Here is a 17,527-nt window from a genome sequence, read left to right as displayed (position 1 = left end):
TTACATATTCAAATTTTTATGTATAAATATCAATTTAATTAACATTTAATAATTCAGATTTTAAAATAAGTTTTACTGGTATTAATTTTTGCAGTTCCTCAAAAGATATTTCTTTAAGGATCTCTATGACATACACACCTTCTGTATTGATTTCAAAAGTTGCATAATCTGTGTAAATACGACTAACACACTCTAGACCAGTCACTGGGTAAGTACACTGTTCCAAAAGTTTAGATTCACCCGTTTTATTTAAAAGCTCCATTATGATATAAACTTTTTTTGCCCCGGCAGCTAAATCCATTGCACCACCAACAGCGGGCACAGCACTTGGAGAACCTGTATGCCAGTTAGCTAAATCTCCTTTAGCTGAAACCTGATAGGCACCGAGTACACAAATGTCTAAATGCCCGCCTCTCATCATTCCAAAAGAATCGGCATGATGAAAAAAGGCCGCTCCAGGTAGTAATGCTATCGGCTCTTTACCTGCATTAATAAGATCCCAATCTTCATAACCCTGCTCTGCTGCAACCCAACGACCTAAAATTCCATTTTCCGTATGTAGAAAAACTTCTTTACCTTTATCAAAGTGATTGGCAACAAGTGTTGGTAAACCGATTCCCAAATTAACATAAGCTCCCTCTGGAATATCACGTGCTACACGAGCTGCAATCCGATTTCTGATTTCAAAATTCATGCTCTTGCTCCTAAACTGGCTGACGGCAGACTATTGATTTCACAAAAATTCCCGGCGTAATAATATGCTCAGGATCTAATGCTCCTAGTTCAACTACTTGTCCAACTGAAACAATAGTATGCTTAGCTGCCATAGCCATTATTGGACCAAAATTACGTGCAGCTTTACGATAGGTTAAATTTCCCCATCGATCTCCCAATTCAGCTTTAATCAAAGCCACATCAATATGTATCGGGTATTCCAATACATAATTTCGTCCATCAATACACTTGCTCTCCTTCCCTTCCGCCAAGAGTGTGCCATATCCAGTAGGTGTATAAATTGCACCTAAGCCCACTCCTGATGCACGCAGTCTTTCGGCCAAATTCCCTTGAGGCACTAACTCCAATTCAAGTTTTCCAGCCTGATAAAGCTCATCAAACACATAGGAATGGCTCATCCGGGGGAAAGAGCAAATAATTTTTCGAACTTGACCCGCTTTTAATAAAGCAGCAATACCCTCTTCATGATTACCAGCATTATTACTAATTAAAGTTAAATCTTTAGCACCATGCTCAATCAGTGCATTGATTAAATCTTCGGGCTGACCTGCTCCACCGAAACCACCAATGGCAATGATCGCTCCATCCTGGATCACAGAAACAGCTTGATAAGCATTCGCTACTACTTTTGAAATCATTGATATTTCCCAGCCTCAAACAAAGTCGATCCAATTGAACCGACTTTCTTCAATCAATTAAGCAAAATTAAGAATAGCTTTTTTAAAAGCTTCAGGTTTTTCAACATTGCCAATGTGTGCCGCGCCTTGAATTGCAACCAATTCAGCCCGAGGAATTTGGCTGACTAACTCCTGCATCACAAAGACAGGCGTAGATAAATCATCTGTTCCAGCAATCGCCAAAGTTGGACATTTAATTTCACTTAATTGAGTACGCACATCGAAATCGGCTACAGCTTTACAGGTATTGGCATAACCTACAGGATCATAGGTCAATAATTCATCTAATAGGCTTTGTGCGAATGGATCCGATTCTGCTGTTCCTGGTGTATACCAACGGCTTTTCGTCGCCTCTAAAATGGCATTTAATCCTTGTTTTAAGACTTTATCAGCACGATCATGCCAGAATGCTGGCTCACCGAATTTTGCAGCTGTACAGCATAAAATTAAACGCTCTACACGCTCAGGGAATTTAATCGCTAATATTTGCCCAATTGCACCACCCAATGAAAGACCTGCATAACTAAATGTTTTAATCTTTAAATTATCCAAAATATCAATCACATCTTGTGCATATTGATCAACAGATGAAGACTCCAAACCTAGACTTTGCGATTGCCCATGACCTCGTGTATCAAATGCCACAACAAAAAACTTTTGAGCCAAATCATCAATGATATTGCTCCACATATTAGATGACGTTCCTAACGAACTCCCTAGCACTAATGTTTTATTCCCTTGTTTTCCAAATGTTTTATAATAAATCATGTTTTCCTCACTGTATTTAATTTGGTAGATATCACCACTTATCATTGTGGTTTTTGTGCTATATATTCAAATACTATTTTTATATCGACGTCATATAGTCAGAGTGTGTTTAAAATGGAATTTAGACTCATACGTTCGTTTTTAGTTGTCGCTGAAGAGCTTAATATTGGGCGGGCTGCAAAGCGCTTATTTATCGCTCAACCACCTCTTTCAAAACAGATACAACAACTTGAAGAAGAATTGGAATGTCTGTTATTTGAACGCATCCCCAAAGGTTTAAGACTTACTCCTGAGGGTGAAACTTTTGTTATCGAAGCTAAAAAAATAAAATTAGCCATAGATCAGGCAGCTTCTGCAGTCTGTAAATCTAATCAAGGAAGTTTAGGGACACTAGAAATTTCTTTTTCAGGAGCTCTGCCAAGCGTAGTCTTACCTAAACTGTTTAATCGCACTAAACAGCTTTATCCTAATATTGATTTCCAGATTCACCGCAAAGCCAACTCCAGTTTAGTATTGGAAAGTGTTGCTAACGGTGATTTAGATACGGGGCTGGTCTTACTCCCAATTAATACTCTGGGCATCGCTTATACAGTTATCAGCCGTCACCGATTAATTGCGGCTGTACCCATCCATCATCCTTTTGCTCAGCAAAAATCTATCTCCCTTCATGAACTTCATAACGAAAAATTCATTACCAATCACGCCTATAAAGGCTCAGTTATTCGAGAAGTTTTTATTCAAAACTGTCGAAATGCCGGATTTAATCCCCGAATTGCAAAAGAAGCAGATGATACATACTCAATTCTGATTCTAGTAGCAGCCGGATGCGGAATTACACTCACACTTGAAGGATTGGAGAACATTCAGTCTGATGAGATTTGCTATATCCCACTTGAAGACAGCCATGATGAAATTGAACTTGCAATTATCTGGCGCGAAGGCAATCAATCTAAATTATTACACAATGCTTTAAGCACTTTGATTCCTATCCAGACTCATACACCCTGAAACATATAAGCCCTTCCTTAATAACATTAAGGGAGGGCTTATTTTTACGGATTCGGCTTATTTTTTTAATGCTGACGGATGTTCAGCCAAGGCCGTCACTTGAATATCCATATATGGAAATAATGGGAATCCAGCTAAGATTTGATGCAAGACATCATTTGATTCCACATCAAAAATACTGACATTGGCAAATTTACCAACAACACGCCAAATATGCGGAAATTGTCCATTCTTCATATAGGTTTGGCCGTATTCACGCTCTCTCGTAATAATATCGGTCCAAATATCTGAATCAATATCATGCGGTTTTTTTACAGCCATTTGTACCATGTATAACATGTTATACCTCTCTTCCTTAGTGGTGAATATTTTTAATAACAACAGCCATACCTTGCCCGCCCCCAATACACATGGAAATCAGGCCATAATCCAGCTTGGATGATTGGAGTTCATTGATCAAAGTTGTCATAATTCGGGCTCCCGTCGCACCGATCGGGTGGCCTAAAGAAATCCCTGAACCATGTACATTCAATTTTTCAAATTCAATCGGACTAAAATTCAGAGCCTGCGTACAAGCTAAAAGCTGTGCAGCAAAAGCCTCGTTGATCTCAATGCGATCAATATCGTCTAAACTTAGGCCTGTTGAATCTAAAACTTTTTGAATAGCAGGCACTGGACCAATGCCCATCATTGCACTTGGAACACCTGCAATCGACCAATCCACAATTTCAGCCAATGGCTTTAAATTGAGTTCGGCAACCATTTGTTCACTTGCAATTAGGCAGAATGCCGCCGCATCATTTTGCCCAGATGAATTTCCAGCTGTTACAGTTGATTCAGGATCATTTTTGAAAAGAACTGGTTTTAATGCTGCAAGCTGTTCCAATGTCGTATCTGCACGCGGGTGTTCATCTGTATCAATAATTTTACCTTTTACCTTTAGTGGTAGAATTTCATTTTTAAACTTGCCTGCAGCAATGGCTTTTGAGGCCTTTTGATGACTTAAATATGCCCATTTATCTTGTGCTTCACGAGTGATGTTATATTCTCTTCGCAGGTTTTCAGCTGTTTCCAACATGCCCCCTTGAATTGGATTTTTTTGCCCATTAGCGAAAACTCTTCCATATTTCAACGAGTCTTTTAGTTGTAAATCACCAAAGCCCCCCCAGCGAATTGAAGTACTGTAAAATGGCGCTTGACTCAAAGATTCAGCCCCACCTGCGATAATCAAATTCGCCTTACCTGTTTGAATCATCATCGTGGCATCAATAATCGCTTGTAAACCTGATGCACAGCGGCGATCTACACTATAGCCACAAACATGATCAGGCAACCCTGAATCTAGGGCTAAAGCTTTACCAATATTGGCCGCTTCTGCAGTTCCATAACCTTGCCCCACAATCAATTCATCTAAATGAACTGCAATTTTTGGGTTTTTTTGAGTAATGTGCTGTATTAAAGGTACGGCCAAATCTAGAGGGCTGAGGCTTTTAAAAATACCGCCTAATTTACCAATCGGTGTCCGAATTGCTTCGCAAATAAAAACTTTTGAACTGTTCATCATGATGACTGCACTAGATTAGACGCTTTATGTTTAGATTGAACCGCTTTATTGAATCGAAAACCTGTGAGCGTAATTAATAAACCAACAATCGTTACCAAAGCCACATAATAGGCAGGTGCTAAATTATTGCCCGTTTCTGCAATTAAATAAGTTGCGATATAAGGTGCTGTTCCACCCAACAAACCATAGGCCAAGTTATAAGCCAAAGCACTTGCGCTATAACGAATATGCGCAGGGAATAAAACGACCATCAGCAATGGGGTGATCGTACAAATAAAACCCATAACGATGCCAAAGATACTTAGACCTATAATGGCAGTGGCTAAATCACCTGTACTTAATAATTGGAAAGCTGGCACAATTAAAACCGTCATCACAATTGCAGACATGATTGCAACTTTTTGAATTCCCACACTATCGATCAATTTTCCTGCAAAATAACAAGAAAATGAGAATAAAATCAGTGCAATAATGTAAACGGATAGTGCTTGTGGTCTTGCCATTTGTGCAGCATTTGTCATGAAAGTAATCGTGTAACCCGTCAACATATAAAAACCGAGACCATTCAGAGATGCCCAGCCAAATAATGTCAGCATGTTCATTTTTGATACTTTAAATGCTTCAACCAATGGCGCATGTTTTTCTTCTTTAACCTGAGTTTGAATCGCTTGGAACTCTGGCGTTTCTTCTACTTTATTTCGTAAATATAGTCCCACCACTCCTAATGGGCCAGCGATCATAAATGGAATGCGCCATCCCCATGAATTGATAATTTCAGGATCCAACAATTGGGACATAATTAGTCCCACTAAAGCGCCACCGATGATCCCAAGTGCTGTAGCAATTGGATTAATGCTTCCATAAAGTGCTTTTTTACCCTTAGGTGCAAATTCAATAACAAAAGAACTTGAACCAGCATATTCACCACCGGCAGATAGCCCCTGACAAACACGCCATACAACTAAAAGAATTGGTGCCATCAGACCAACCGAATCGAAAGTAGGGGTTAATCCAATAGCAAAGGTCGCAATACTCATCAGCAATACAGCAGCAGATAAAGCTTTTTTACGTCCGTGTTTATCACCATAATGGCCAAATATCACACCACCAATGGGTCTAGCTAAAAAACCCAATGCAAATACTGCAAATGTCGCCAATAAGCCTGTTGTTGGATTATCTGAAGGAAAAAAATGTATTGCGATAATAGCCGCAAATTGTGCATACAGTACAAAGTCAAACCATTCAACAAAGTTTCCTATCCCTGCTGCCATAATTGCTTTTTTACGCGCTTTTGCATTAATTGTTTTTTGCATTTCACTACTCCTTAATTTTGTTAAATCCAAATCCTATGGAATTCGCAAATTAAATTTTTTGATACTTCTCATGCACTAGAATCAGTTAAAATTAGAGTTTCTGTCTAATACTGATTAAATATCTAATCCATATTATTTTGATATCAACTTAGAATTTATACATTACAACTAAATGCAGACGTGACACATCAATATCACCTCCATTAAAGACTTCTCGATTATTTACTATTAAAAAAGCGCAAATATCGCTCAAAAAAGAATTTGCGCCCCAATCAGCTGTTTGCCATTAAAACCAATAAACTATTGGTTAAAAATATCTTCGAGTTCAGCGTGATAAATACGCAAACAGTACGCATTATTCAACCGACAATTCCCACCGAGTGTATAAAAGCACTGTTGTGGCCAGTCTCTTGTCACAGTGTAAACATACGGATCTTTTTTATAATCCCGGTCAAAATAGAAGTCTCGCAATATAATTTAGGCCAGACTATCAGCAATGAAGTGCGCATGTGCCCTATTGGCAAAAAATGGGTACAAGCAGATCCCCATCCATAAAGATGCCTTGTCATTTTTATCTCGGCTTTTAATTGTTAAGCAGATATTTAGATGAATGTATTGAGTGAATATTTTTGAATTTTTTGATGTCGATACACCGCTTGACCAAGACTAAAATCAAAAAAATTGCCAAGATAAATACAATGCCGCAGTACACATAAAAATGCTGTGGCTTCATACCTTGATCTAAAAATAGACCTGCTATGGTTGGGGATAAAATGGCTCCAATGCGCCCAAACCCAATTGCATAACCTACACCACGACTTCTAATCTCTGCCTCGTAAATGGTCGGTAAGATTGAATAAAAGTCCAGCAACAAAGCCGTTAATAAGTGTGCCCAATAATAAACCCACCAGTAGTGCAATGCTGACTTGTGATGAAACGGTAACAAATAAGAATATACAAAGTGCTGTTAAGCCTAAAAATAAGCTGAGCGCGTAGAAAATTTTAATACGTGAAGCTAAAAGCCCAATAATCGCAACACCAAAAATACCACCAATACTTATTAAAATTCCTGTACTGACGCCTTGATCTGGCGACATGCCTATCGCAATTAAAATTTTAGGTGTCCAACTCATCACAAAGTAAAAACCAAACATCACCAAGAAAAAGGCGAACCATAAACATAAGGTTTGGAATCCTTGATGACCACGAAACAGTTTTGCTACATCACTGCCCTTTTGCTGTTCAACTTGCGCATACTCTGGCAGCACGTGTAAATGCTTCAACTTCATACATTGCAAAATCATATTCGTATTTTCCAACGCACGTACAGGCTTTTTTGCCAACAAATAATCAAGCGATTCAGGTAATAACCACAAAGCAAAGATGAACATGATCAGCGTTGTTATACCGCCTGCTAAAAAACTGAACGCCAACCTAGATGTTCAATTAAGAAGAATGTCAATACATTACCTAAAATTGCCCCAATACCATATCCTGTGGACATTAAACTTACGGCTAGGCTTCTCCAACGCGCATTTGGATATTCACTTGCCAGTACGTGCTACTCACCAGAATTCCTCCTACGCCAACACCTGTGATGAACCATAGCACAGCCCACATGCATATACTCAATCCCGCAATAATCAAACAAACCAGAATTAAGAACCGGCGACCAATTTTATCTGCTAACGGTGCCAAGAAAATGGAACCGGCGGCCATGCCAAATAGACCTGTGCTGAGTAGTATTCCAATTTGTGCACCAGACAAAGCTCATTCCGCCGATACTGAAGGCACTGTGAACACCATCACCATGACATCAAAACCATCAATCACATTCAAAAATAGACAAATCAGAATCACGAACCATTGATAATGGCTCATTTTAGTATTGTTAATTTCGCCTAAAACATTTCTTTGCATTGGGTAACTCCCAATTAGGAACGGAAATACACACGACCATATATTTAAAAAAAGGGCGGTTAGCATTTTAAATTTATACAAATTGCTCTTATGGATCCATTTTAAATTACTTAATACACTATCTTTCACAACAAAATGGATCCATAGATTAAATCTTATAAAATACAAAATCTGTTTAAGATGCTTATTTCAAGGTTAATAATCATAAAAAACACCCATGTCACATTTGAAAAAATCCTTTAATAAACATAAATTGGATCCAATAATTAACACAGAGTCACCACAATGTTCATAAAAAATGCTTGGTATGTCGCATGCCGCCCTGAAGAACTTCAAGATAAACCATTAGGCCGTACGATTTGCGGCGAAAAAATTGTTTTCTATCGTGGCAAAGAAAATAAAGTTGCCGCCGTGGAAGACTTCTGTCCGCATCGTGGTGTACCACTTTCACTCGGCTATGTTGAAGATGGCAATTTAGTTTGTGGTTATCACGGATTGGTTATGGGCTGTGAAGGAAAAACCGTTGCAATGCCTGCGCAGCGAGTCTATGGTTTCCCCTGTAATAAAGTTTATGCGGTGATGGAAAAGTTCGGCTTTATCTGGGTCTGGCCAGGTGAGAAAAATCTTGCAGATGAAACTTTGCTGCCTGTTTTAGAATGGGCTGATCACCCTGAATGGAGCTATGGCGGAGGCTTATTTCATATTCAATGTGATTATCGCCTGATGATTGATAACCTCATGGATTTAACCCATGAAACCTATGTGCACTCTAGCAGTATTGGTCAAAAAGAGATTGATGAATCACTGCCAATCACAAAAGTAGAGGGTGATCACGTCATCACTGAACGCTATATGGATAATGTGATAGCTCCCCCTTTTTGGCAAATGGCACTTCGTGGCAATAAGCTTGCAGATGATGTACCTGTAGACCGTTGGCAGCGCTGTCATTTCTTCGCCCCAAGTAATGTACATATTGAAGTTGGGGTTGCACATATAGGGCATGGAGGGTATGAAGCACCAAAGGACAAGAAAGTGTCTTCGATCGTGGTGGATTTTATTACGCCTGAAACAGAGACTTCGCATTGGTATTTTTGGGGCATGGCACGTAACTTCCAGCCTAAAAATACAGTACTCACCGATCAAATTCGTAAAGGACAAGGCAAAATCTTTACGGAAGACTTGGAAATGCTGGAGCAACAACAACAAAATATTTTGAACAATCCACAGCGAAAGCTACTGATGCTGAATATTGACGCAGGCGGTGTGCAATCACGCAAAGTGATTGAGCGTTTATTGACTGAAGAAAGACATGCTACGGTAAAATCTGAAGTGGCTAAATTTCCAAATATTCATGTGGTTTAAGGATAAAAACATGGACGTTATTATTGATAAGATTCATCAGCTTACGCCCTCTATTCGCGCCTTTGAACTTATTTCCACATCAGGTTCGGCCCTGCCGCCATTTGAGGCTGGGTCGCATATTGATGTTCATCTCAAAAATGGACTTACTCGGCAATATTCTCTCTCGAACTGTTCGAGTGAAAACAATCGTTATGTCATTGGCGTACTGCACGATGAACAGTCACTGGGTGGCTCAAGATGTATGCATAGTGATTATAATGAAGGTGATGTATTAAGTATCGGTCTGCCACGCAACCTATTTACACTGCACCCTCAGACAAAAAAAGCAGTGCTATTTGCGGGTGGAATTGGGATTACTCCTATTGTTTCAATGGCCTACCGTTTAAAAGCACAAGCCATTCCATTTGAACTGCATTATTTTGTACGTAGCCATGAAATGCTCGCTTTTTATGGCAATTTAACCCAACATTTTGCAGAACAGATTCATTTTCATATCCAAAACCAAGCTGATACTGAATGTGATATGGCAAAAGTAATGCAACTGCCCGCCCCAAACAAACATCTATATGTCTGTGGACCAACTGGCTTTATGCAATTTGTAATGCAGTCGGCTGAAACAGCGGGTTGGCAAGCCGAACAACTGCATCAGGAGCATTTTGTGGCGCAACAAAGCAAGCAGGAAAATGATGAAGCATTTACTTTGGAAATTGCTGGCACAGGACAGCGAATTGAAATTCATCCAGAACAGACCGTAACTCAAGCCCTGTTAGAACATGGTTTTGATGTACCTGTATCCTGCGAACAAGGCATTTGTGGCACCTGTATCACCCGTGTTGTTTCAGGCATTCCAGATCATCGGGATGTATTTATGACGGATGAAGAACGGGCTCTAAATAACCAATTTACCCCCTGCTGCTCTCGCGCTAAATCCAAACATTTGGTGATTGAGCTATAGGAACACTCGTTTTACTCCTGCTGAAATGCATTGAGCAGGAGTTTTTCATTACACCTCGGTCAATATGTTTTTGACTGTCTCTCCTAATAATGCAACACTGCTATGTTCTCGCATTAAAGTTTCAGCACGGCCGGACTGGCGCTGAAGCAAAGCCTCATAAATAGAGCAATGCTGCAAATGCGCGTAGTGTAAGCGGCGGTACTCAGACAAAGCGCGTGATTCGTCATAGGTAATGGCTTGAACGGAAGCCATCGGCAGTTGATTATTTTTTGCCAAGGCTTGAATAAGTGCAATATTTTGAGCACCTTGAATAATCGTGTCATGGAAAATCACGTTAAATTCATGATAACGCTCTAATTCGTCATCCCCAAATTCAGTATGTTCTGCAAAGAGTTGTTCTATTTGTTCTATACAGTTTTTGAGAGTTTGTTGCTGTACTTCCGATAAACCTTGCTCGGCTAAGGTTTTGGCTGCTAAACCTTCCAGTACTCCACGAACCTCTAAGGCATCATTGACCAATTGGTTTGAAATTTCACGAACCGTATAACCACGGGTTGGATTCTTGATCAACAATCCTTCTTGTTCCAGCAAACGAAAGGCCATGCGAATGGGCTGTCGTGATACCCCAAGTAACTCTGCTGTTGGGATTTCAGTAATGCGACTGCCGCCTTCAAGCTCACCCGCGATAATCATTTTTCTTAATTTAATTAATACTTGTTGCCCTGAAGACATCCCTAGCCACACTTGTTAAAAGATTTCAAAATCATGCTAGCAAGATCAATCATCAAGTGACAATACATTTCTAACAGAGAAAACATCTACATCTATACATGAGTATATTAGAGCCTCATCTTGACTCACTCTGAAGCTGCTTCAACTTTAGATTGTTTTAAGTTATTGACCATAATGTCTAAATTATTGCGAATTAAATAAGCCAAGTTCATATCGACGCCTTGCAGCATTTTACTTTCCAGCACCTCTACCACGGCATTGCATTCGGCTAGTTTAGCTAAACCACTTTCTGTCACTGTAAGCAGAATACGACGACCATGGGTTGGATCTGGAGTTTTATCAATCCATTGCTGCTGCAATAAATCTTGCAAAATTTTATTAGCCGATTGCGGCTTAATAAATGAACGCTCTGCGAGTTTGGCATTCGATAAATTATTTTTAGAGGCCAAAACAGATAATGCCGTGAACTGAGGCAGAGTGATGTCTAAATCTGTTAAATGTTCTGTTAAATATTTACTAATTACCCGATCTATACGTGCGATGGTATAGCTTAAACGTGGGCCATCTTCTGTTTTTTTATCAACGGTATTTGAACGCATCATAATTTTTCATCATAAAAGCTAAAACTAAAAAAGAAGTATGAGAGTCGCCTCTCATACTTCTTTGTATTTAACGAGCTGTCGTACTTTGTATTAACTGTACAGGCTGTTTAGGCTTTCTGACAAGCATCAAGGCAGAAATTGCTGCGATCAGAATTACTGGAATACTTGAACCAATCACAATCGTAGCACTTTGCCCCAATGACAGTAAAAAACCGGCAAGCAATGGACCAGCAAAAGACCCTATACGACCAACAGCAACTGCTGCCCCAACACCTGTGCCTCGCATTTCGGTTGGATAATAAATGGCAGCAAGTCCATATAATGCAGATTGTCCACCCACAATAAATAACCCACAACCCACTGCAGAGAGTGCCAGCACCGCCACGGTTGGAGAAAAAGACAGACAGCACAAAGACACCAAAATGCCGAGATAAATAAATTTAATCACGAAACTCATGCGGATTTTGTCTAGCATCATGCCCATCAAAATTGAGCCAAAAATACCACCAATGTTATAGCCCATTTGCACATAATTGGCTTGCAGCTTGGTCAGACCTTGCGCACCCATCAATAGAGGCAGCCAATTTAGCAAGAAATACAACACCACTAACGTACAGAAGAAACTAATCCAAATTTGAATAGTCGACATTCTTCTTTCTTTAGCAAATAGCACTTCAAAAAAAGGCGTTGCCGATTGGGTTTTACGGTCTATATAATCCATTGATTCAGTTAAGAATTTCATCAACAATGGAATTAATAAAATTGGGGCAATCCCTCCCACATAGAAGATATGACGCCACTCTGCATCGCCAGCTAAAAGCATCGCAACTACAGAAGTGAGTAAGCCACCACATGGAATACCACTGTACATAATACTCACTGCTGTGCCTTTGCGGTCAGATGATACCGCCTCAGATGCCAAGGTAATCATCATGGGTAAGGCGCCACCCATACCGAGTCCAGTCAAAAAGCGAATCACTAAAAGCAGTTCATAGTTTGCTGCAAAGGCAGTCACTAACGACATTACTCCAAATAGCAAGATGCTGAAAATTAATACTTTTTTGCGACCAACAATATCAGCAAGCCGTCCACCGACGATCGCACCTGGTAAGGTTCCGATAATCGCGGCACTAAAAGCCCAAGCCATTTGGGCATTATCCAACATAAATTCTGCACGCATACGTGGGGCGGCAACTCCCATAGATTGAAGATCGAAACCTTCAAAAATTGCGATTGCAAAACATAATAGTAAAGTGAGTTTAGCCCTTCCCGAGGGATGATGCACTTTATCCATAACTAAATCCTTCTTTTGATATTTCCATGACATCTTGTTGTTTTGTGCTGTTCATCGAACACTTATGAAATATCAGTTAGACTGATTTAAAAATCAATACTAAAATTAATATTTTTTTTATAAAAAAAATTTTAATTATATTTTTCAATGGTATAAAAAAATTAAGCAAAATAATTTAAAAAACACTTGAATGTAAGTTTAACTGATATTAAGTTAGATAAAGAACAACCAAACTGTCATTTAAGGAGAAAGCACATGACATATGAAAACCGTTGGGAAACTGTTGATGTACAAATTGAAAATGGTATTGCATGGGTTATTTTAAACCGCCCAGAAAAGAAAAATGCCATGAGTCCAACATTGAACCGTGAAATGATTGATGTCCTGGAAACTTTAGAACTTGATCAAGATGCTCGTGTGTTGGTTTTAACAGGGTCTGGGGACTCTTGGACAGCAGGCATGGATTTGAAAGAATATTTCCGTGAAGTAGATAGTCAACCCGAAATTGTACAAGAACGCATCCGTCGTGATTCTTGCCGTTGGCAATGGCAATTATTACGGATGTATTCAAAACCAACCATCGCCATGGTTAATGGATGGTGTTTCGGTGGCGGCTTCTCTCCTTTAGTGGCGTGTGATCTGGCCATTGCAGCGGATGAAGCAACCTTTGGTCTATCTGAAATTAACTGGGGAATTCCACCGGGGAATTTGGTAAGTAAAGCAATGGCAGATACCGTTGGACACCGTACCTCGCTGTATTACATTATGACGGGCAAGACTTTTAGTGGAAAAGAAGCGGAAAATATGGGCTTGGTTAATAAAAGTGTACCGTTGGCTCAACTTAAAGCCGAAGTCACAGAACTTGCCAATATTTTGCTAGAGAAAAACCCAGTGGTATTGCGTACTGCTAAAAATGGCTTTAAACGCTGCCGTGAACTCACTTGGGATCAAAATGAAGATTATTTATATGCCAAGTTAGATCAATGTAACCACCGCGATACCGAAGGCGGACGCCAAGAAGGTCTGAAACAATTTCTAGATGAAAAATCTATTAAACCGGGTTTACAAAGCTACAAGCGTACTGGCTAATTTCTGGTTTTTAAATGGTTAAGTAAGGATACAACCCATGCACAATGTACAGTTAAAACAAGATGAATCTGTAGACACATCAAACATTCATAAAGTGCAATTGCTGATTCACGGGCAATCTGTCGATGCATCGAATCAGGTAACGTTCGAAAGAATTAGTCCTATTGATGGTCAAGTCGCCAGTATTGCGGCTGCGGCAACTATGTCAGATGTCGATTTGGCTATAGAGTCTGCAGCAAGGGCTTTTCCTGTTTGGTCGAAACTTTCACCGACTGAACGCCGCTTACGCTTACTCAAAGCAGCGGATTTGATGGATGCTAAAACGGATCAATTTATTCAAATTGGGATGCGTGAAACAGGTTCAACTGCGACATGGTATGGGTTCAATGTCCACCTTGCTGCCAACATGTTACGTGAGGCAGCAGCCATGACCACACAAATGGATGGTAGCCTTATTCCATCCGATGTGCCCGGAAATATGGCGATGGGAATTCGTGTTCCGTGTGGGGTTGTGGTTGGTATAGCCCCGTGGAATGCACCAGTGATTTTACCCACCCGTGCGTTGGCAATGCCACTGGCCTGCGGTAATACTGTGGTACTCAAAGCGTCCGAAGCTTGTCCTGCAACACAGCGTCTAATTGGTCAAGTGTTGCATGAAGCAGGGCTTGGTGATGGTGTGGTAAATGTCATTACCCATGCTACTGAAGATGCACCTCAAATTGTGGAGCGCTTAATCTCGCACCCTGCAGTAAAGCGAATTAACTTTACTGGATCCACCAAAGTGGGAAAAATTATTGCAGAAACCGCTGCCAAATACTTAAAACCTGTTCTACTCGAACTTGGCGGTAAAGCCCCTGTTATCGTTCTCAATGAAGCTGATGTTGATGAAGCTGTAAATGCGGTTTCATTTGGTGCTTTCTTCAACCAAGGGCAAATCTGTATGTCTACCGAACGCGTACTTGTTCAAGATGGGATTGCCGATCAATTTATTGAAAAACTGATTGAAAAGACCCGTACTATTCATGCAGGAAATCCAACCTTTAAGGGGAATGCACTAGGCGTATTGGAAAGCCAACGCGCAGCAAATCGCATTCAACATTTACTAGAGGATGCGCAAAGCAACGGTGCAAATTTACCGCTCGGCATTCATATACAAGATACTGTCATGCAACCGGCCTTAGTTTTGAATATTCAACCAGAGATGCTGCTGTATCGTGAAGAATCATTTGGCCCAGTTTGCACGGTACAACGTTTTAGCAGTGTTGAAGAAGGCATTAAACTTGCCAATGACAGTGAGTTTGGCTTATCTGCTGCTGTGTTTAGTCAAAATATTGCTCAAGCACTGGATGTCGCGAAGCAAGTTGACTCGGGTATTTGCCATATTAATGGTGCAACAGTACACGATGAAGCGCAAATGCCTTTTGGTGGAACGAAAGCCAGTGGCTACGGGCGCTTCGGCAGTAAGGCTTCGATTGCAGAATTTACAGAATTGCGTTGGATCACCATACAAACACAGTCGCGTCATTATCCAATTTAACAATTGGATCCGACCTTAATATTCAATAAAAATGCATGATGCAAAAGTTAAAGCGCAGTGATGCGCTTTCCATGGAGTGAAACCAATGCAAATGAATGCCACTCAATCACAAGATCGTGAACGCTTCGTAAAACTGGGGAGCCATGATATCGATTATGTCTATCGAGATCAGGTCTTGTATCTTCATCCCAAAGAACAACTTAAAAATTACCCACAAAAACTGACTGATCGCCTGATTCATTTTGCCCAAACTAGACCAGAGCATATTTTCGCAGCAAAACGGAATATTCAAGGTAAGTGGGTAAAACTAAATTATGCTGACACTTTACAGCGCGCATGGCATATTGCTCAGGCCCTACATAATCGAGATTTGAGTGAACAGCGTCCTTTGCTTATTTTATCGGGCAATGATCTTGAGCATTTAACGCTGTCGATGGCATCAATGTTAGCAGGTGTTCCCTTTTCGGCCATATCTCCTGCTTATTCTCTTATTTCCCAAGATTTTGGCAAACTAAAACATATTTTCGATGTACTCACTCCCGGTATGGTCTATGCCAGTGATGGTCAAGCCTTTGCCAAAGCTATTCAAAGTTGCGCTCAATCAGAGATTGAAGTTGTGACCAATAAAGGGATTCTTGGTGAGCAAAACTGCACTTCATTTCAATCACTCCTAGATACCCCCGTCACCAATGTGCAAGAGTATTATCAAAGTTTAGATGAACATCAAATTGCCAAATTTTTATTTACTTCCGGCTCAACTAAACTACCGAAAGCCGTGCCAACCACGCATTTAATGTTAAGCGTCAATCAGCAAATGTTATTGCAAACATTTCCTGAGTTTGAAGAAACGCCGCCAGTTTTGCTCGATTGGTTGTCTTGGCATCATACCTTTGGTGGCAGCCACAATGTCGGCATTGCCCTATATAATGGAGGATCTATCTATATTGATGATGGTAAACCTGTCGTGGGTAAGTTCGATGAGACGATTCGAAATTTAAAAGAAATCTCACCTACAGTTTATTTAAACGTACCCAAAGGTTGGGAAGAACTCACCGATGCGCTGGAAAAAGATGCTGAACTGCGTGATCGCTTTTTTGCCAACGTGAAAATTCTATTTTTTGCTGGTGCAGCTTTATCAGAAGCAGGCTGGAACCGACTAGACCGAATTGCACAACAACATTGCGGCGAAAAAATTCGCATTATGAGTGGGCTTGGCATGACGGAAACAGCACCTTCTTGTTCGTTTACCACAGGCCCGCGTGTTATGGCAGGCTTTATTGGTTACCCTGCACCAGGCTGTGAAATCAAGTTAGTTCCTTATGGCGACAAACTTGAATTCTGTGTCCGTGGCAAACATGTCATGAAAGGCTATTGGCGCTTAAATGCAGACCAACAAAGCATCGTTTTTGATGAGGAAGGCTTTTTCCATACTGGAGATGCGGTTCGCTTGGTCGATATCAATGATCCAACTCAGGGCTTAATGTACGATGGCCGTATTGCAGAAGACTTTAAACTCAATACAGGTACGTTTGTAAATGTCGGAACCCTACGCAATAAGGTATTAATTCAAGGAAACAGACTGATTCAAGATGTCTGTATTACTGGTTCAAATCTAAATGCCATAGGCTTTTTGATTTTCCCTAAATTAGATGCCTGTGCCGAATACGCTGAACTCTCGCTAACAGAAAACTCAGCCGAACAAATCTTGAAACATCCTAAAGTACAGCTTTGGTTCCGCCAATTTCTGATGACCTTTAATAAAGATGCAACGGGCAGTTCAAATCGTGCCTCGATGCTCTATCTGATGACTGAACCACCTCAGCTCGATGCCGGTGAAGTTACGGATAAAGGCAATCTCAATCAAGGCAATATCATTAAGCGCCGTGCCGAAAAAATTGAAGAGCTGTATCAAAAACAAACTGAGAATTCACTGATTATTCGAATTCCAACCCTAAATAACTAAGCCACTGA

General features: G+C 40.3%; 15 protein-coding genes and 1 pseudogene. 6 read left to right on the top strand and 10 right to left on the bottom strand.

The window, feature by feature from the left end; all coding sequences use genetic code 11:
• Positions 1-34 precede the first annotated feature (34 nt).
• From AZH43_RS06105 to pcaD, 3 genes are read right to left on the bottom strand one after another with little or no spacing between them, the layout of a single operon-like run.
• On the bottom strand, positions 35-694 hold the full coding sequence (locus AZH43_RS06105) for a 3-oxoacid CoA-transferase subunit B (RefSeq protein WP_067667615.1): 660 nt from the start codon (positions 692-694) through the stop codon (positions 35-37).
• Positions 695-704: 10 nt separating this feature from the next.
• Entirely contained in the window at positions 705-1,373 is a 669-nt protein-coding gene (locus AZH43_RS06100) for a 3-oxoacid CoA-transferase subunit A (RefSeq protein WP_067667614.1), read from the bottom strand.
• Positions 1,374-1,430: 57 nt separating this feature from the next.
• Complete coding sequence (pcaD, locus tag AZH43_RS06095) at positions 1,431-2,180, bottom strand: 3-oxoadipate enol-lactonase (RefSeq protein WP_161485907.1); 750 nt, start codon at positions 2,178-2,180, stop codon at positions 1,431-1,433.
• A gap of 114 nt (positions 2,181-2,294) precedes the next feature.
• On the opposite strand from pcaD, the gene AZH43_RS06090 reads away from it, so the two are divergent.
• Positions 2,295-3,188: a LysR family transcriptional regulator gene (locus AZH43_RS06090; RefSeq protein ID WP_067667612.1), complete on the top strand. Its 894-nt coding sequence runs from the start codon at positions 2,295-2,297 to the stop codon at positions 3,186-3,188.
• A 57-nt stretch (positions 3,189-3,245) separates the two neighbouring features.
• Here AZH43_RS06090 and AZH43_RS06085 read toward each other — a convergent pair whose 3' ends face one another.
• From AZH43_RS06085 to AZH43_RS06070, 4 genes and pseudogenes are all read right to left on the bottom strand, one after another.
• On the bottom strand, positions 3,246-3,527 hold the full coding sequence (locus tag AZH43_RS06085; protein ID WP_067667610.1) for a muconolactone Delta-isomerase family protein: 282 nt from the start codon (positions 3,525-3,527) through the stop codon (positions 3,246-3,248).
• Positions 3,528-3,543: 16 nt separating this feature from the next.
• Positions 3,544-4,749 carry an acetyl-CoA C-acyltransferase gene (locus AZH43_RS06080; RefSeq protein WP_067667711.1) on the bottom strand — a complete coding sequence of 402 codons (1,206 nt, stop codon included), beginning with the start codon at positions 4,747-4,749 and terminating at the stop codon, positions 3,544-3,546.
• Positions 4,749-6,065 (bottom strand): MFS transporter, encoded by a 1,317-nt coding sequence (locus tag AZH43_RS06075; protein ID WP_067667608.1) that lies wholly within the window; start codon positions 6,063-6,065, stop codon positions 4,749-4,751. Before AZH43_RS06075 ends, AZH43_RS06080 begins: the two co-directional genes overlap by 1 nt.
• Before the next feature lie 602 nt (positions 6,066-6,667).
• Positions 6,668-7,985, bottom strand: a pseudogene (locus tag AZH43_RS06070) (MFS transporter).
• Between the two features lie 285 nt (positions 7,986-8,270).
• Between AZH43_RS06070 and AZH43_RS06065 the strand changes: the two are divergent.
• Both AZH43_RS06065 and AZH43_RS06060 read left to right on the top strand, forming a co-directional pair.
• Positions 8,271-9,347 carry an aromatic ring-hydroxylating dioxygenase subunit alpha gene (locus AZH43_RS06065; RefSeq protein ID WP_067667606.1) on the top strand — a complete coding sequence of 359 codons (1,077 nt, stop codon included), beginning with the start codon at positions 8,271-8,273 and terminating at the stop codon, positions 9,345-9,347.
• 10 nt (positions 9,348-9,357) lie between these two features.
• Positions 9,358-10,302: a PDR/VanB family oxidoreductase gene (locus AZH43_RS06060; RefSeq protein ID WP_067667601.1), complete on the top strand. Its 945-nt coding sequence runs from the start codon at positions 9,358-9,360 to the stop codon at positions 10,300-10,302.
• A gap of 48 nt (positions 10,303-10,350) precedes the next feature.
• Here the strand turns inward: AZH43_RS06060 and AZH43_RS06055 are convergent, their stop codons facing one another.
• The 3 genes from AZH43_RS06055 to mhpT all read right to left on the bottom strand — a co-directional run bounded on the left by AZH43_RS06055 (position 10,351) and on the right by mhpT (position 12,930).
• The gene (locus AZH43_RS06055; protein WP_171254430.1) at positions 10,351-11,046 is read right to left on the bottom strand and encodes a GntR family transcriptional regulator; all 696 of its coding nucleotides are present in this window, start codon (positions 11,044-11,046) and stop codon (positions 10,351-10,353) included.
• A gap of 113 nt (positions 11,047-11,159) precedes the next feature.
• Positions 11,160-11,636: a MarR family winged helix-turn-helix transcriptional regulator gene (locus tag AZH43_RS06050; protein ID WP_067667597.1), complete on the bottom strand. Its 477-nt coding sequence runs from the start codon at positions 11,634-11,636 to the stop codon at positions 11,160-11,162.
• A 67-nt stretch (positions 11,637-11,703) separates the two neighbouring features.
• Entirely contained in the window at positions 11,704-12,930 is a 1,227-nt protein-coding gene (gene mhpT, locus AZH43_RS06045; protein WP_067667593.1) for a 3-(3-hydroxy-phenyl)propionate transporter MhpT, read from the bottom strand.
• A gap of 255 nt (positions 12,931-13,185) precedes the next feature.
• On the opposite strand from mhpT, the gene AZH43_RS06040 reads away from it, so the two are divergent.
• From AZH43_RS06040 to AZH43_RS06030, 3 genes are all read left to right on the top strand, one after another.
• Positions 13,186-14,019, top strand: coding sequence for a p-hydroxycinnamoyl CoA hydratase/lyase (locus AZH43_RS06040; RefSeq protein WP_005330665.1), 834 nt, complete (start codon positions 13,186-13,188; stop codon positions 14,017-14,019).
• 85 nt (positions 14,020-14,104) lie between these two features.
• Positions 14,105-15,556 carry an aldehyde dehydrogenase gene (locus AZH43_RS06035; protein WP_106386922.1) on the top strand — a complete coding sequence of 484 codons (1,452 nt, stop codon included), beginning with the start codon at positions 14,105-14,107 and terminating at the stop codon, positions 15,554-15,556.
• A gap of 76 nt (positions 15,557-15,632) precedes the next feature.
• On the top strand, positions 15,633-17,519 hold the full coding sequence (locus AZH43_RS06030) for a feruloyl-CoA synthase (RefSeq protein ID WP_171254429.1): 1,887 nt from the start codon (positions 15,633-15,635) through the stop codon (positions 17,517-17,519).
• Positions 17,520-17,527 lie beyond the last annotated feature (8 nt).

The organism is Acinetobacter pragensis (assembly GCF_001605895.1).
In the GTDB taxonomy this organism is placed as follows: domain Bacteria; phylum Pseudomonadota; class Gammaproteobacteria; order Pseudomonadales; family Moraxellaceae; genus Acinetobacter; species Acinetobacter pragensis.
The sequence above is the reverse complement of the archived record's forward strand: the minus strand, read 5'-3'. Positions and strand labels throughout refer to the sequence as shown.

What these genes read in the sequence shown, in the direction of transcription:
- AZH43_RS06065 (WP_067667606.1), top strand. Translation starts at nt 8,271, where the DNA reads ATGTTCATAAAAAATGCTTGGTATGTCGCATGCCGCCCTGAAGAACTT.
- AZH43_RS06040 (WP_005330665.1), top strand. Translation starts at nt 13,186, where the DNA reads ATGACATATGAAAACCGTTGGGAAACTGTTGATGTACAAATTGAAAAT.
- AZH43_RS06100 (WP_067667614.1), bottom strand. Translation starts at nt 1,373, where the DNA reads ATGATTTCAAAAGTAGTAGCGAATGCTTATCAAGCTGTTTCTGTGATC.
- AZH43_RS06085 (WP_067667610.1), bottom strand. Translation starts at nt 3,527, where the DNA reads ATGTTATACATGGTACAAATGGCTGTAAAAAAACCGCATGATATTGAT.
- AZH43_RS06050 (WP_067667597.1), bottom strand. Translation starts at nt 11,636, where the DNA reads ATGATGCGTTCAAATACCGTTGATAAAAAAACAGAAGATGGCCCACGT.
- mhpT (WP_067667593.1), bottom strand. Translation starts at nt 12,930, where the DNA reads ATGGATAAAGTGCATCATCCCTCGGGAAGGGCTAAACTCACTTTACTA.
- pcaD (WP_161485907.1), bottom strand. Translation starts at nt 2,180, where the DNA reads ATGATTTATTATAAAACATTTGGAAAACAAGGGAATAAAACATTAGTG.
- AZH43_RS06060 (WP_067667601.1), top strand. Translation starts at nt 9,358, where the DNA reads ATGGACGTTATTATTGATAAGATTCATCAGCTTACGCCCTCTATTCGC.
- AZH43_RS06080 (WP_067667711.1), bottom strand. Translation starts at nt 4,749, where the DNA reads ATGAACAGTTCAAAAGTTTTTATTTGCGAAGCAATTCGGACACCGATT.
- AZH43_RS06075 (WP_067667608.1), bottom strand. Translation starts at nt 6,065, where the DNA reads ATGCAAAAAACAATTAATGCAAAAGCGCGTAAAAAAGCAATTATGGCA.
- AZH43_RS06090 (WP_067667612.1), top strand. Translation starts at nt 2,295, where the DNA reads ATGGAATTTAGACTCATACGTTCGTTTTTAGTTGTCGCTGAAGAGCTT.
- AZH43_RS06105 (WP_067667615.1), bottom strand. Translation starts at nt 694, where the DNA reads ATGAATTTTGAAATCAGAAATCGGATTGCAGCTCGTGTAGCACGTGAT.